Origin of the sequence: beta proteobacterium MWH-UniP1 (assembly GCA_036362785.1) — a bacterium.
Taxonomy (GTDB): Bacteria; Pseudomonadota; Gammaproteobacteria; order Burkholderiales; family Burkholderiaceae_A; genus Lacustribacter.
The window spans coordinates 24266-40214 of sequence record CP143625.1 but is presented as its reverse complement, the minus strand read 5'-3'; the positions used below and the strand labels follow the sequence as shown (position 1 = coordinate 40214).

Annotated in this window: 15 protein-coding genes; 11 read left to right on the top strand and 4 right to left on the bottom strand. The window is 54.1% G+C overall.

Annotated features, from left to right (window positions below):
- The first annotated feature begins 62 nt into the window (after positions 1-62).
- Positions 63-3824, top strand: a complete 3762-nt coding sequence (gene metH / locus AOB54_00170) for a methionine synthase (protein WVN41839.1) — start codon at positions 63-65, stop codon at positions 3822-3824.
- On the opposite strand, the gene AOB54_00165 is transcribed toward metH, so the two are convergent.
- Positions 3821-4282 carry a DUF1840 domain-containing protein gene (locus AOB54_00165; protein WVN41838.1) on the bottom strand — a complete coding sequence of 154 codons (462 nt, stop codon included), beginning with the start codon at positions 4280-4282 and terminating at the stop codon, positions 3821-3823. The genes metH and AOB54_00165 overlap by 4 nt on opposite strands.
- On the opposite strand from AOB54_00165, the gene AOB54_00160 reads away from it, so the two are divergent.
- The gene (locus tag AOB54_00160; GenBank protein WVN42839.1) at positions 4181-4756 is read left to right on the top strand and encodes a hypothetical protein; all 576 of its coding nucleotides are present in this window, start codon (positions 4181-4183) and stop codon (positions 4754-4756) included. The two genes, AOB54_00165 and AOB54_00160, sit on opposite strands and share 102 nt — an antisense overlap.
- A 12-nt stretch (positions 4757-4768) precedes the next feature.
- Positions 4769-6010, top strand: coding sequence for an MFS transporter (locus tag AOB54_00155; protein WVN41837.1), 1242 nt, complete (start codon positions 4769-4771; stop codon positions 6008-6010).
- Here the strand turns inward: AOB54_00155 and AOB54_00150 are convergent.
- Positions 5985-7529, bottom strand: coding sequence for a YifB family Mg chelatase-like AAA ATPase (locus AOB54_00150; GenBank protein ID WVN41836.1), 1545 nt, complete (start codon positions 7527-7529; stop codon positions 5985-5987). The two genes, AOB54_00155 and AOB54_00150, sit on opposite strands and share 26 nt — an antisense overlap.
- A 48-nt stretch (positions 7530-7577) precedes the next feature.
- Positions 7578-7844, bottom strand: a complete 267-nt coding sequence (locus AOB54_00145; protein ID WVN41835.1) for an accessory factor UbiK family protein — start codon at positions 7842-7844, stop codon at positions 7578-7580.
- 241 nt (positions 7845-8085) lie between these two features.
- Here AOB54_00145 and AOB54_00140 point away from each other — a divergent pair, with 241 nt between their 5' ends.
- The 8 genes from AOB54_00140 to ptsP all read left to right on the top strand — a co-directional run bounded on the left by AOB54_00140 (position 8086) and on the right by ptsP (position 15618).
- Positions 8086-8883 (top strand): TorF family putative porin, encoded by a 798-nt coding sequence (locus tag AOB54_00140; protein WVN41834.1) that lies wholly within the window; start codon positions 8086-8088, stop codon positions 8881-8883.
- Between the two features lie 72 nt (positions 8884-8955).
- Positions 8956-9294, top strand: coding sequence for a P-II family nitrogen regulator (gene glnK, locus AOB54_00135; GenBank protein ID WVN41833.1), 339 nt, complete (start codon positions 8956-8958; stop codon positions 9292-9294).
- A 31-nt stretch (positions 9295-9325) separates the two neighbouring features.
- Positions 9326-10768, top strand: a complete 1443-nt coding sequence (gene amt, locus AOB54_00130; protein ID WVN41832.1) for an ammonium transporter — start codon at positions 9326-9328, stop codon at positions 10766-10768.
- 116 nt (positions 10769-10884) lie between these two features.
- On the top strand, positions 10885-12165 hold the full coding sequence (gene gshA, locus AOB54_00125) for a glutamate--cysteine ligase (GenBank protein WVN41831.1): 1281 nt from the start codon (positions 10885-10887) through the stop codon (positions 12163-12165).
- Positions 12162-13121, top strand: coding sequence for a glutathione synthase (gshB, locus tag AOB54_00120; GenBank protein ID WVN41830.1), 960 nt, complete (start codon positions 12162-12164; stop codon positions 13119-13121). The genes gshA and gshB overlap by 4 nt, the downstream gene beginning before the upstream one ends.
- Before the next feature lie 35 nt (positions 13122-13156).
- Entirely contained in the window at positions 13157-13558 is a 402-nt protein-coding gene (locus AOB54_00115; GenBank protein ID WVN41829.1) for a hypothetical protein, read from the top strand.
- A gap of 3 nt (positions 13559-13561) precedes the next feature.
- A complete protein-coding gene (locus AOB54_00110) occupies positions 13562-13831 on the top strand; it encodes an HPr family phosphocarrier protein (GenBank protein WVN41828.1) in 270 nt (89 codons plus the stop codon).
- Between the two features lie 2 nt (positions 13832-13833).
- Positions 13834-15618, top strand: a complete 1785-nt coding sequence (gene ptsP, locus AOB54_00105; GenBank protein ID WVN41827.1) for a phosphoenolpyruvate--protein phosphotransferase — start codon at positions 13834-13836, stop codon at positions 15616-15618.
- Here ptsP and AOB54_00100 read toward each other — a convergent pair.
- Positions 15591-15938 carry a LuxR C-terminal-related transcriptional regulator gene (locus AOB54_00100; GenBank protein WVN41826.1) on the bottom strand — a complete coding sequence of 116 codons (348 nt, stop codon included), beginning with the start codon at positions 15936-15938 and terminating at the stop codon, positions 15591-15593. The genes ptsP and AOB54_00100 overlap by 28 nt on opposite strands.
- Between the last annotated feature and the right edge of the window lie 11 nt (positions 15939-15949).

Genomic DNA, 15949 nt, shown 5'->3' with positions numbered 1-15949 from the left:
TAAGCCTAGCCAAGGGGCTAAAATGCTCGTTTCTTTGAAATTTCTTGGTCCCCGACACCGTCATGCCAGTGCAACTGCCTGAATCGCCAGCCTTTGCCCCGCTTCGCCAACAACTGGCCAAGCGGATTTTGGTATTAGATGGTGCCACCGGCACCATGATTCAGCAGTACAAGCTCTCGGAAGACGAATATCGCGGCACCAAGGCCAAAGACTTGGACCCTGCTGTGCAGGCCGCCATTGCCAAAGCCGTCAGTGAAGGCATTGATGTCAAAGGCAACAATGAGCTGCTCTCGCTGACACGGCCCGATGTCATTGCCGAAATTCATGATCAATATCTGACTGCTGGCGCCGATATCGTCGAAACCAATACCTTTGGTGCAACCACCATTGCACAAGAGGACTATCACCTGCCCGAACTTGCGCGGGAGATGAACCTAGAGTCCGCCAGAATCGCCAAGGCGGCCTGTGCAAAATTTTCAACGCCAGACCATCCACGATTTGTTGCCGGCGCCGTTGGCCCAACACCGCGGACCGCATCGATCTCACCCGATGTGAACGATCCAGGCGCACGCAATATTAATTTCGAGCAGCTAAAAGCCAGCTACGCCGAACAGATCGAGGCCCTGCTGGATGGCGGGGCTGATTTGCTGTTACTGGAAACGATCTTTGACACGCTCAATGCCAAGGCTGCCATCTTCGCTATGGAAACGGTGTTTGAGCGGCGCGGCATGCGCTGGCCGGTGATGATTTCCGGCACGATCACCGATGCCTCGGGCCGTATTTTGTCGGGCCAGACCGTAGAAGCCTTTTGGAATAGTGTGCGGCACGCACGGCCCATCACCATTGGCCTGAACTGCGCCTTGGGCGCCGCACTCATGCGGCCCTATGTAGAAGAGATTTCCCGGCTCGCGGACACCGCGATTTGTATCTACCCCAATGCTGGGCTGCCCAACCCGATGGCGCCGACCGGCTTTGACGAAACGCCGCCGATTACATCGGGGTTTCTAAAAGAATTTGCAGAACAGCACTGGGTCAATATCGTAGGGGGCTGCTGCGGCACCACGCCCGACCACATCGCGGCGATTGCCAAAGCGGTTCGCGACTATCCCCCCCGGCCCATTCCAACCATTGCACCGAAGCTGCGGCTGTCGGGCCTTGAAGCCTGCAATATTGATGAGCAATCTTTCTTCGTGAACGTGGGTGAGCGAACCAACGTCACCGGCTCGAAACAATTTGCACGACTCATTCTTGCGGGCGAGTTTGAACAGGCGATTGCCGTCGCACGGCAGCAGGTTGAAAATGGCGCGCAGATTATTGATGTCAACATGGACGAGGCCATGTTGGATTCTGAAGCCGCCATGGTGCGGTTTTTGAATCTGATTGCCTCGGAGCCTGATATCTCTCGCGTGCCGATCATGATTGATTCATCGAAATGGTCCGTGATCGAGGCCGGCCTGCGTTGTGTACAGGGCAAGGCCGTGGTGAATTCGATTTCGATGAAAGAGGGCGAAGAAGAGTTTCTGCGCCAGGCCAAACTCTGCCGCCAGTATGGTGCGGCCGTGATTGTCATGGCCTTTGATGAAAAAGGTCAGGCCGATACGCTCGAGCGCCGTAAAGACATCTGCAGCCGGGCTTATAAACTCTTAACGGAGTCAGTGGGATTTCCGCCAGAAGACATTATCTTTGACCCAAATATCTTCGCAATCGCAACGGGTATCGAAGAACACAATGCCTATGCAATTGACTTCATCGAATCTTGCAAGTGGATTCGGGCCAATCTGCCACATGCCAAGATTTCAGGTGGCGTGTCCAATGTGAGCTTCTCTTTCCGTGGCAATGATCCAGCCCGTGAAGCGATTCACACGGTGTTTCTGTATCACGCCGTGAAAGCTGGCATGACCATGGGCATTGTGAATGCTGGTCAGCTTGGCGTTTACGAAGATCTCGATCCCGAGTTGCGTGAGCGTGTTGAGGATATCGTGCTCAATCGCCGGCCTGATGCCACCGAGCGCATGATCGACTTTGCCGGCTCACTGAAAAACGACGGCAAGCGCGAAGAAACGAAGTTGCAATGGCGTGGCTTTGACGTACAAAAACGCTTAGAGCATGCCCTGGTCCATGGCTTAACCGACTTCATCGTTGAAGACACCGAAGAGGCCCGCCAGGAAATTGCAGCCCGTGGCGGTCGGCCGATTGAAGTGATTGAGGGCCCGCTGATGTCGGGCATGAATGTGGTGGGGGATCTCTTTGCCCAGGGGAAAATGTTCTTGCCACAGGTGGTCAAATCCGCCCGGGTGATGAAGGCGGCCGTGGCCCACTTGGTACCTTTTATTGAAGAAGAACAAAAAGCTTCCGGCACGACTCAGGCCAAGGGCAAGATCATTATCGCTACAGTAAAAGGCGATGTGCACGATATAGGCAAGAACATCGTGTCGGTGGTCTTGCAATGTAATAACTTTGAAGTTGTGAACCTGGGCGTGATGGTGCCCGCCCAGCAGATTCTTCAGGCCGCCAAAGACCACAACGCTGACATTATTGGCTTGTCTGGCCTGATTACACCGTCACTCGAAGAGATGGCCCACGTTGCCAAAGAGATGGAACGTGACGACTGGTGCCGTTGCAAACAGATCCCACTGCTGATTGGTGGCGCCACCACTTCGCGTGTACACACCGCTGTAAAAATTGCCCCTAATTATTCTGGCCCCGTCATCTGGGTGCCCGATGCCAGCCGGTCGGTGCCCGTCTCGCAGTCATTGACCAGCGACCCCGCACAAAAAGGCGCCTACCTTGGCGACTTAATGCGGGACTATCAAAAGCTGCGGGAGCGTCACGCCGCCAAGACCACCACACCGGTATTGAGTTTGGAGCAGGCCAGGGCCAACGCACCGAGGATTGATTTCAGCACCATTAAGCCACCCAAACCCAAGACCATCGGTCGCCGGGTATTGAAGTCTTACGATTTGAATGAGCTGGTTGACACGATTGACTGGACCCCATTTTTCCAGACTTGGGATTTGGCTGGTCCTTATCCTGCGATTTTGGACGACGACATCGTCGGTGAGCAGGCCCGTCAGGTCTATGCCGATGGCAAGGCCATGCTGGCTAAACTGGTCTCACAACGCAAACTCACGGCCAATGGTGTCTTTGGGCTATTTCCAGCCCAGCGGACTGCGCCGGAAGACATTACGATCTACGCGGATGACGCACACCAGCAGCCGCTGCTGACCTGGGTGGGCCTGCGACAGCAGACCCAAAAACCCACCGGGGAATTTAATAAGAGCCTGGCGGACTATGTTGCTGCTGCCGATAGCGGTATCCCAGACTATCTGGGCTGCTTTGCGGTCAGTATTGATGGCGCCGACAAGCTTGCCCAAGACTTTGAGGCAAAGGGCGACGATTACAACGCCATTTTGGTAAAGGCGATTGCCGACCGGCTCGCTGAATCCTTTGCTGAACGACTGCACCAGCGCATTCGAACCGAGTTCTGGGGCTATGCCCCCAACGAACAGTTGAACAACGCGGAACTAATCGCTGAAAAATATCAGGGCATTCGGCCGGCGCCGGGCTACCCGTCATGCCCGGATCATACGGTGAAGACCGATTTATTCAAGGCGCTCAACGCACAAGAAGTTGGCATGGGACTCACCGAGAACCTGGCCATGACCCCTGCTTCGGCGGTGAGCGGTTTTTATTTCTGGCACCCGAGCGCGAGTTACTTCAATCTGGGAACCATTGGTGACGACCAGGTGGCGGATTACGCCAAGCGGGCCGGCGTGACCGGCGACATTGCCAAGAGCCGGCTTGCGCCAGTCCTTGGGTTTTAAACGCCCCAGACCACCGACACTTTCTTTTTTTCAGCCGCAGTCAGCATTTCCAAAAGAGGAAAGGCACGCTGAGATAACCCCACGGGTAAATCGCGGCCGCTCGCTTCTCCTTGGCGAACTGCATCGTCATGCTGATGAATACGGGCTTGATCAGCACCCCTAGAACGCTCAATGGCCTGGGCTAAGCGCTCACGAATCAGCGGCACCTGTGTCTCGGTAAAAATTCCTTTGGGAGTGAGTTCCACATCAATCGCGGCAAACACCATTTTCATTACTGGTTCAGTCATGAAAAACGCTCCCGCCGCCTTGCTTTTAAATTCAATGATCACGTTACACTGCTCCCCATGATTCACCCCTTGCGTAAAACCAGATTCTATTTGCGTTGGCTCTTGATCAGCGCCACTGGGTTCATTATGCTGGCTTGCGCGCCAAAATACGACTGGCGAGACCTGCGGCATGAAGAGGCCAAATGGCAGGCCACATTTCCCGCGAAACCAGTTGAAGTTAGCCGCGCATTGTCTTTGCCCGAGAGCAAGGCCGTGGTGTCCTTGACCCTGCGCTCAGCAAAAATTGACGAGAATTTGTTTGCTGTGGGCTGGATATCTAACACGGCAAAATCAACAGCCGGCCATCTCGAAGCCGCCATGCTGGCCAATATTGCAGCACGACCGGACACCATTCAGCGCACAACGATTCAAAGCAGCGGCCAAGTGATCCAAGAGCTTCGGGCAAAAGGAACCATGCGCGTCAATTCCAGCGGGGATGACAAAGAGGCCATGCTGTGGATGCGCACTGTGACCCGAACCACGCCTGCATCTCAGAGCTTGCCAGCCAATACCCAGGTCGTTGAAATCATCGCCCTTGGCCCAACCGACAGCCTGTCTGAAGCCGACGCGGAACTCTTTGTTAAGTCTCTAATTCTTTTGCCCTAAGTTATCTCTCTCGTGTCCTTACCCGCCTTACCCCCTTACAGAGTTGCACAGGTTTTTATACCGTTCGCAGCAGCTTACCTGCTGTCGTATATCGTGCGATCCGTCAACGCGGTGCTATCTGGCCCATTGACTGATGAACTCGGGCTGTCCGCATCTGAGTTAGGGCTCTTATCAAGTGCCTATTTTTTAACCTTTGCCGCCATGCAAATCCCCCTGGGGGCCTTACTGGATCGCAAAGGCCCAAAAACAGTAGAAATCGTGTTGCTTCTGTTCGCGGTGGTGGGTTGCGTGATAAGCAGCTTCGCAACCGAATTTGTGGCCCTCTGGATCGGCCGCGCATTCATTGGCATTGGGGTGTCAGCGTGCCTAATGGCGTCTTACAAGGCCTATCGGATTTGTTTTCGAGACGATCTTCAGCCTGCCTTGGCATCGCTCATGCTTGTGGTGGGCTCCTTTGGCGCGCTGGTCGCGACACTACCCGTCGAGCTGGCGCTTCCCCATATCGGATGGCGGGGCGTGTTTTTGGCGACCGGTGGTCTATTCTTTTTATCCCTGCTGGGACTGCTTTGGTTATTGCCACAATTGCCGGAACCAGACCCCAATCACAAGCCTTATTGGCAAGACACCCTGTCTGGGGTGAAGGAAATTTTTTCGCACGCAGAGATTCGTCGCGTTATTCCGTTTTCAATCTTCATTCACGGTGGTTTTATGGCCGTGCAAGGCCTGTGGATGGGGCCCTGGTTTCGCGTTGTCGACGGTCAAACATCGACGCAGGCGGCTGTCTCACTCTTGATACTGGGCGTGGTCACTACCATTGCCCATCTGTCAATGAGCTGGATGCTGTCAACCAAAATTAAAAAATGGGGCTGGTCGTTAGACGCCATCATTATTGGCGGCAGTGCAGTCTTACTCATCACCAGCGCCGCAGCCGTCTTTAATATCTGGGGTAGTTCATTGTTTGGCTGGTGCCTGATGGTTTTTGCTACCGGGTTTACTGCCGTGAATTACGCCAAAGCCACGCTGTCATTTCCACCGCAGATGGCAGGCCGCGCCAACACCAGTTTAAATTTCGTGGTGTTTATTGGCGCTTTTAGCGTGCAGTGGGGCATGGGTGTCGTGGCCGATGTGTTTGGGTCTTTTGGCTTTAGCAGTGCCGACAGTCTTCGGGCCGCGTTTGTCGTGTGGATCGCCACTCAGGCCTTTTCCCTGCTTTGGTTATTAAGAAAGCCTAAGACAACAAATGGGCATCCATAGCCCGACGTAATTCAATGGCCTGACTCACGTGGCCGAAAGTAATCTTGGGGCTGCAGTCGACATCTGCTACCGTGCGCGCCACCCGTAACACACGGTGCCAAGACCGTGCGCTCCAGCCCCACTGGCGAGAGGCCTGCTGCAGGAGTTGCTCCGAGTTTGCATCCAGCACGGCGACGCGCTCGATCTCAGGCACCGAAAGACGGCTATTGAGCTTACCTTGTCGATCTATCTGAGTGCTTCTGGCCTGAGCGACGATCGCTGCAATTTCCGAAGTACGGCTCGCCGAATCAACACGCGCTGCTTTTCTGAGTGTCTGATCATCCACAGCGCAAAGCTGAATAGCAATATCAAACCGATCCATCAATGGGCCAGATATCTTCCCGCGGTAACGATCAATACGGTCAGGCGAGCATTTGCAAACGCGTTTGCCATGCGACACACCAAAATAACCACAGGGGCAGGGGTTCATGGCAGCCACCAACATCACATTGGCTGGCAATTGGGCGCGATGACGGACCCGTGCCACGCTCACCTCTCCGGTCTCAAGCGGCTCACGCAGACTCTCCAAGGCGTCACGAGAAAATTCGGGTAGCTCGTCTAAAAACAAAATACCGTGATGGGCAAGCGAAATTTCGCCAGGTCGAATGGGCTGACCACCGCCAATAATGGCCCGCGCTGGGGTGCTGTGATGAGGTGATCGAAACGGAGGCATTCTCCAGTTGTGATGATCCACGGTTGACTCAAGACTTTTGATCGCCGCCAACTCACAGGCCTGACTTTTTGTAAGTGCGGGCAAAACGGCCGGCATACGGGATGCAATCATGGACTTTCCCACGCCGGGTGGACCAAACATCAAAAGGTTATGTTGACCACTCGCAGCGATTAGCGCCGCGCGCTTGGCCAAATCCTGCCCCCGAATATCCGACCAATCCCGATCAGAGATCGTGAGTAACGCTTGATCAATTTCAAGTGGCCCGTCTAGCGGGTGGTTTTTTTGTAAAAAATCAGTCACTTCCCGCAGGCCTGCAGCAAAACGCAGTCGATTGGATTCAGTAAGCGAAGCCTCCTCTTGATTGGCCTTTGGCAGAATTAAGCTGCCTGTCAAAGAGGGGCCATTGATCACCCCCATGGCAAGCGCGAAAGCACCCCTAACAGGCAAAAGGGTTCCGGTTAACGAGAGTTCGCCAACAAACTCGTGATCTTGCAAAGCCTGGTCACAATGGCCTGAAGCGATTTGGCCGCTGGCGGCCAAAATCCCGATGGCAATCGGTAAATCGAAACGGCCAGAGTCTTTCGGCAGGTCGGCCGGCGCTAGGTTCACCGTGACACGACGCTGGGGAAAATCGAAGCCAGAATTAACGATCGCAGCACGGACGCGATCTCGGGCCTCTCGGACTGCCGCATCGGGCAGCCCAACAACCGAGAACTGGGGCAGGCCGTTGGCCAAATCTGCTTCGACCCGAACGGGCAAGGCAGTCAGGCCTGAAATGGCTCGAGAATGAACAATTGCTAATGACACCCGGGGATTGTTCCCGGGGCAAGCAAAAACCGCTATCGACCGAAGGGGTTAGGCCTTTTTATTGGCTTCAAGCTCAGCAACACGCTTTTCCAACACAGAGAGCTTTTCCAAGGCACGAGACAGCATCTGTTGCTGAATATCGAAGTCTTCCCGTGTCACCACGTCCATCCGATTTAGAGCAGAAGCCAAGGCACCCTTCATGTGCTTTTCTACATCTGCAGCCGGAGAGGACTTCATCAACTCAGTGACTTTGTCTTGTAAATCAGCAAACGCCTTGGGAAGGGGCGGAAAAGAAGGGAATGGGGGTTTATTCATGAGTCCAAATTTAGCACGCCTCTTGATAGGACTGGAAGAGAGGATAGCGATTCCGGCTCAATTCGGTGCGTAAAGCGCACTTTTTTAGTGCGAATCGACAGCCCTTCGGCCAGCAGACCCTGGCCACTAGACCCAAAAGACATCCCACCGGTCCGCCAGACGGACGCCAAAGGACCTGGCACGACTTTCGCTTTGTCTTCTTGCGATCACTTTAGATCGAACCCCTACAAGGAGCATTCCCATGAAAAAGACCTTGGTTGCACTTTCACTGGCCGCCCTGACCGCACCCGCATTGGCACAAGATAAAAAAGCGCCGGAACCTGATTACACAATTAGTGGAAATTTCGGTCTGACGTCGGACTACCGGTTCCGCGGCATCTCCCAATCCAACAAAAAACCAGCTATTCAGGGTGGTATCGACTTTGCCCACAAGTCAGGGCTCTACCTAGGTAACTGGAACTCCTCGGTTTCAGAGTGGGCAGCAAATGACTCGGCTGGAATTGAGCAAGACCTTTATGGCGGATACAAGTTTGAAGCCATGGGTATTAGCTTTGACCTCGGCGCTATCTATTACTACTACCCTGGCGCACGAAAAAGCGATACCGAATCAAAAAACGTCTTCAACACCAGAGAGGCCTATATCGGCGCAGGTTACGGGCCGATCTCACTGAAAGTCTCACGAACCCTTGGTGATCAATACTTTGGTCTTGGTAAAACTCCGGCAGACATATCTCTCACTACGGATGCCAAGGGCACGATGTACTACGACTTAAGTTTCTCTAGAGAGATTGCTTCAAAGCTCATGCTAAAGGCGCATGTTGGTTTAACAGACTTAGCTAATAAAACCGCGGGAACCAAAGATTTTACCGACTACTCGATTGGAGTTGCCTATGACTTAGAGGGATGGGTAATCGGGTTAACGGCTTACAACACGTCAAGCATGAGTGCCGATACAAAAGCTTGGTACACATCAACTGACAATCGGTCGAAAAAGCTTTACGACTCCGGCGCAGCAATTTCAATCACCAAAGCTTTCTAATCCGAGCATTAAACATGGCAACACACCGGGCTTGGTACCGCACCGCGGCCCGACTTTCAACAAGAGGACAACATGAAATTGATCACCGCAATCATCAAGCCGTTCAAGCTCGACGAAGTGCGTGAAGCGCTGTCCGCCATCGGCGTGCAGGGCATCACGGTAACGGAAGTCAAAGGTTTTGGACGCCAGAAAGGCCACACTGAGCTCTATCGAGGCGCTGAATACGTCGTCGACTTTCTACCCAAGGTAAAAGTTGAGGCGGCTGTTTCAGATGAACTGTTAGAGCGCTCTGTAGAAGCGATCGAAGGCGCTGCCCGCACCGGAAAAATTGGTGACGGAAAGATCTTCGTCTATGACCTGCAACAAGTCATTCGCATCCGAACCGGCGAAACTGGTAAAGACGCGCTGTGATGGTGTTGACCACTTTTTGAACGAGGCATTTATGAAAACTTTCACTTCTACTCTCGCGAAATACGCGCCGACTATTTTGGCGGCAGTCGGCACCGCAGGCTTGGCATCGCTCGCTTTCGCTGCTGACCCCCCTGCTGCGGCCGCAACGCCGCCAGCAGCTCCCGTACCAAACAAAGGTGACTCGGCTTACATGATGCTGTCAACGATCTTGGTTTTTTCAATGATTATTCCGGGGCTTGCCCTCTTTTATGGCGGACTGGTGCGAACCAAGAATATGTTGTCGGTACTCATGCAAGTCATGGTCGGTGCATCCATGATTTTTATGTTGTGGGCAATTTATGGCTACTCGCTGGCCTTTACCGGTGGTAGCCCGTATATCGGTGGATTCGATAAGATCTTCTTGACTGGCATTACACCTGATTCCATCGCTGCAACATTTAGCAAGGGCGTGGTCATCCCCGAGCTGATCTTCGTGGCTTTCCAGGGCACATTTGCTGCCCTTACTTGTGCACTGATTGTGGGAGCGACGGCAGAGCGCATGAAGTTCTCCGCGGTCCTGCTGTTCCTGATCCTATGGTTCACCTTTGCCTACATTCCGACTGCACACATGGTCTGGTATTGGGATGGTCCAGATGCAATTACTGATGCCAAGTCACTCGAGGCCGTGGTTGCTGCTGCAGGTGCACTCTGGGCAAAAGGCGCGCTCGATTTCGCTGGTGGCACCGTGGTTCATATCAACGCAGGTGTTGCGGGCCTGGTCGCCGCCTACATGGTGGGCAAACGGGTTGGCTACGGCAAAGAGTCCATGGCACCTCACTCTCTGACGCTAACCATGGTCGGTGCTGCAATGCTGTGGGTGGGCTGGTTTGGCTTTAACGGTGGCTCTAACTTGGAAGCAACCGGTACGGCAATGCTGGCGATCACCAACACTCTGTTTGCGACCGCTACGGCAGTTATGGCCTGGACGATTGGGGAGTGGGTCTTAAAGGGTAAGCCGTCCATGCTGGGTGCCGCATCTGGCGCGGTCGCTGGACTGGTCGCTATTACCCCTGCAGCAGGCTTTGTCGGATTGATCGGCGCCTTGGTGATCGGTCTGGTGTCCGGATTTGTTTGCCTCTGGGGGGTGACTGGGCTGAAAAAACTGCTCAAAGCCGACGACGCGCTAGATGTTTTTGGCGTCCACGGTGTGGGCGGCATTGTGGGAGCAATCCTGACGGGTGTATTTGCAGCGCCTTGGCTGGGTGGCATGGGCATCTATGACTATGTGGCCAACAAAGTTGGGGACAACTACTCCATCGGAGCCCAGGTGCTGATTCAGGCTGAGGCCGTGGTCACTACCGTCATCCTGTCCGCAGTGGTCTCAGTGATTGCGCTGCTGATTGTGAAGATGGTGGTTGGCCTGCGCGTGCCCGAGGATGAAGAACGTGAAGGATTAGACGTGACCTCCCACGGGGAGAAAGCGTATTACATGTAAGTCTTGTTTTTCCTTGTCGATGTGTTTCTTCACCACCCGCCGGGCAACTGGCGGGTGTTTTTTCTTCTGGGGTCTTAAATAACAGGGTTTAAAAAGCTTGGCTACAATGCCCAGTTATGGTGCCTCGAATACTCAATGCTGCCGATGGCGGCGCCCCCCTGCTGCACCTAGAGCAGCAGATCCTGACTGCCAGTGCCGATATCGAGTACTGGTTCCGTTCGCAGTGGGCCAGCCACGTGCCGCCATTTTATGCATCGGTCGATCTACGGAATGCCGGATTCAAGTTATCGGTAGTGGATACCAATTTATTCCCGGGTGGATTCAATAACCTGTCCGAAGATGCTATGCCGCTGGCTGTTCAGGCCATGAGTGCTGCAGTGGAGCGCCGTTGCCCGGATGTCCGGCGGTTTTTGCTAATTCCTGAAAATCACACAAGAAACACGTTCTACCTCACCAATGTCGCCCGGCTTGCAGCGCTGCTAAAGCAATCGGGGCTTGATATTCGGATTGGCACCTTAATTCCAGAGATCACCAGTCCAACGCCGATTGATCTGCCCAACGGCGAACAGCTGCTGTTAGAACCCTTGATTAGGAACGGAAACCGTGTGGGGGTGGCTGGCTTTGATCCCTGCGGTATTTTGCTCAACAACGATTTGTCGGCGGGCGTTCCAGAAATTCTGAAGGGAATTCAAGGCCAAAAGATCATTCCGCCGCTGCATGCGGGCTGGTCGGTACGCCGCAAATCCCAACACTTCGCGGCTTATTCGAAAGTCTGCGAGATGTTTGCCGAGCAAATCAAAATCGACCCCTGGGTGCTAGACCCATATTTTGCAACCTGTACAAATGTTGATTTTCATGCGCGAGAGGGGGAGTCTTGTCTGGCCGATAACGTCTCGCGCATGTTGTCTCGCATTCAGAAAAAATATAACGAACTGGGCATTACCCAACAACCCTATGTTGTAGTGAAGGCCGATGCCGGCACCTATGGCATGGGCGTGATGACGGTCAAAGATGCCAGTGAAGTGGTAAATCTCAACCGCAAACAACGCAACAAAATGGCGGTGGTCAAAGAGGGTATGCAGGTCAGTGATGTCCTGATTCAAGAGGGTGTGCCCACCCTGGAAAGCGTTGACGACGCAGTAGCCGAGCCTGTTGTCTACATGGTGGATCGCTATGTGGTGGGTGGCTTTTATCGGGTCCATGCTGAGCGTGGCCCCGATGAAAACTTAAATGCGCCGGGCATGAAATTTGCGCCACTACCCTTTGATGAAAGCTGCCTGCAGCCCGACTATGCCAGCCACCCAGATGCCGCGCCGAACCGATTCTATGTCTACGGGGTAATTGCTCGTCTGGCCTTATTGGCCGCATCAATGGAGCTGGAGCAGGGCGCATCATGAGCCAGCGGGTCTTGTTTGTTTGCGACGCACTTAGCGGCTTTGCCACTTACAAAGACACCACTTTTGCCATGATGCGGGAATGCCAAAAACGTGGCATTGAAATTCATGCGGCAAGCCTTCAGGAACTTCGGGCCGCTGCCGATCAGAGTCAAGCCAGACTGCAGGTGTTTTCCCACCGAATTCGGATTGATCAGCCCGAGGCCCAGCCATGGTGGATCGAAGATGAGGCGAGTTGGAAAGAAGCCACTGTCTTTGATGTCATCATCATGCGCAAAGACCCGCCTTTTGATCAGAATTATTTTGTAGCCACGCAACTGCTTGAGATTGCCGAACGGCAGGGTGTGCCTGTGGTGAACTCCCCTCAGGCTCTACGCAATCATGGGGAGAAAATGGCGGCCCTGGAGTTTCCTGAATTTACGCCACCCACGCTAATTTCAAGCAATATTCAATCGATCAAGGCCTTTGCAGCCCATCACGAGAAAATCGTGATCAAACCTTTGGATGCCATGGGTGGGGCTGGTGTTTTCGTGCTGCAATCCAATGACCCCAATCTTCCATCGGCCATCGAAGTGCTCACGCAGACCGGTTCCACAAGCATCGTGGCCCAACGCTATCTGCCAGAAATTATTGATGGGGATAAACGCATCATCGTGATTAACGGTGAGCCGATCGATCATGTACTGGCCCGCATACCGCCGGCTGGTCAGTCCCGGGGCAATCTTGCGGCTGGTGGCAAGGGTGTCGTTCAGCCTATTTCTGAGCATGACCGAGAAATCGCACGGGCGGTGGGGCGAAAGCTCGCCCCCCGGGGGCTTGCGCTGATCGGACTCGACATCATTGGCAAGTGCTTAACCGAAATTAACGTAACAAGCCCAACTGGATTTCAAGAAATCACGGCGCAGGCGGGAATCGATGTGGCAGCAATATTTATAGACGCTGTCATGCCAGCGCAATAAACTCGGTTTATCGTCGCCCATCCCTTTATTCATTCATGACCGCATTGATTCTGATCTGCCACGCGCCCCTGGGGCAGGCCCTTCATGCTGTCGCCTGCCATGCCTTTGGTCGTTACATTCCAGACGTATTGGTGGCAGACATCGCGGCAAACGCCTCCCTTGATGAAGCAGCGGCGGCCATCGAAAAGATCTGGATTGAAGAAGGCCGGCCGGCCGAGGTGCTTCTGCTGGCTGATTTGTTGGGCGCAACACCATCGAATGCGGCATCCGCCTGGATGTCCATTCACCCTGAAATCGAGGTGAAAGGATTGACTGGTGTGAGTGTACCCATGATGCTCAAGGCGCTAACCTATCGACACCTTCCTGCCAAGCAATTGGCAGACAAGCTGGCCGATTGCATCGCCCCCAACTGCGCCCCAATTAGTCCGGCTGGATAACCTATGCCCAAACAGACTGTCTCGGTCATCAACGCGCTTGGCTTACATCTCAGGGCGTCATCAAAGCTTAGCCAACTGGCCACCAAGTATCCCTGCGAAGTCTGGCTGTCCCGCAACAACAAGCGGGTCAATGCCAAAAGCGTACTCGGGGTCACGATGTTAGCCGCCGGTAAAGGCACCGAGGTCGAAGTCGAAACTATTGGTGATCAGGCCGACGAGGCACTCTTGGCGATTGTCGAGCTATTCGCAAACCGATTTGGCGAGGAATCCTAACCATGGCTTTTTCTGTATCGGGAATTTCTGTTGGCCGTGGAATAGCGATTGGCAAGGCCTGGGTACTAGCCCCAGCATCTTTAGATGTGCCAAGACGCAACACCTCAAAAGATGAAGCCCCCCAAGAAGTAAATCGACTCTACGCTGCTGTTCATGCGGTTGATGAAGAGTTTGAACGGATGCGGGGTGACCTTGGCCAGGAAGTGGCCGCTGAATTACGGGCGTTTCTAGACTTGCAGGCGATTGTGTTGCACGACCCTATGCTGATCGAGGCAACCCGCGATCGCATCTTGTCGGAATGCTGTAATGCTGAATGGGCGCTTGTGCAGCAATATGAATTAGTCGCAGAGCAATTCGACAATATTGATGATGCCTACCTAAGAGAACGCCGTACGGATGTCCGCCAGATTGTTGAACGGATTCTAAAAGCCATGCGTCACCCCGATGGCGGCCACCGAATAGCATTGCCTTCTGATCACGTTGGTTCCGCGGAAGACGACCCTGCATTACCCTGGATTTTGGTGGCCCACGACATTGCACCTGCGGACATGCTGTTATTAAAACAGCACTCCTTTGTTGGTTTTGCAACGGATACCGGCAGCCCCACCTCCCACACGGCCATTCTTGCCCGCAGTCTTGGGCTGCCCGCCGTGGTCGGCCTTCAGACCCTGCACCGACTCGTCAAACAGGGCGAACCAATCATCATCGATGCAGAAGCTGGTGTTGTTCTTGGCAGTATCGATGCGCCAATCCGCAGCATCTATGAGGTTCGCCAGGCCGAGCAGGCACTGGCCAAAAGCCGGCTTGTCCGACTGAAAAATGTCGCGGCCCAGACCCTGGACGGAGAATCGATTCGGTTATTTGCCAACCTAGACTTGCCCGCCGATGCCCCGCGAGCGCTTGATGTCGGCTGCCATGGCGTAGGGCTTTTCCGAAGCGAATTTCTGTATATGAATCGCAACGACCCACCTTCAGAAGACGAACAGTACGAGGCCTATCGCGATGTCGTGGTAGCCATGAAGGGTCGCCCGGTCACCATTCGAACACTCGACTCTGGGGCGGACAAAGAGGTGCCCAGTGTCTCAGCCCATCGAGAAACACCGTCCAATCCCGCCCTGGCCCTTCGAGCCATTCGTCTTTGTCTTGCCGAACCTGAACTCTTTATCACGCAGCTTCGGGCAATTCTGCGTGCCTCTGCCCACGGCCCCATCAAACTGCTTGTTCCCCTAGTGAGCGGTCCGCAAGAGATGGCTGCCGCCAGAAAGCTGGTCAAACACGCGATGGAGCAACTAGAGGCAGAAAACAAGAAATTTGATGCCGCAATTCCGATTGGGGCCATGATTGAGGTGCCCGCTGCGGCACTTGCAATTGATGGGTTGATCCCAGTGATTGACTTTGCATCCTTGGGTACCAACGATTTAATTCAATACACCCTGGCAATTGATCGTGCGGACGGGGAAGTGGCCCATTTGTATAACCCCTTACATCCTGCCGTGCTCCGATTGATTCGGGGCGTTATCCAGTCCTGCGACAAACGCAAGGTGCCAGTATCCGTCTGCGGCGAAATGGCTGGTGATCCAGACCTTACCCGATTATTGCTTGGCTTTGGTCTTCGTGAGTTTTCAATGCATCCCGCCCAAGTCTTGGTGGTAAAGCAAGAACTGTTGCGCTCCCGGGCAAGTGATTGTGTAAAACACTCTGCAAAAATCTTGCGCCAGGGCGACCCCAATAAGTTGTCCGCCGCCCTGGCAAAGTGGAATCAAGAACGAGACCACATCTCGGGGTAAATCCAGCCCTCTTTCAGTGCCACCAGAGTCGCCTGCGTCCGGTTTCTCACCCGTAGTGCACGGAAAATCGCCCCAATGTGAACCTTGGCTGTTCCCTCGGACATGCCTAATTCAGCGCAAATCCTTTTGGTGGGTTTGCCTTCAACCAGGCAGTAAAGAACCTCTTGCTGGCGGGGAGTAATTGCCTGAGGCTGCTCAAGTGGGCGGACTTCAAGCCGCCGAAAGGGCCTGGGTGCTGCATCTCGCGCCAGCAAGGATGTTGGCGGAATAACCGTCTGGTTTGGCCGCTGGGGTCGATAGTGGTTGGGGTGGGTAGTCATCTCTTGCCTCC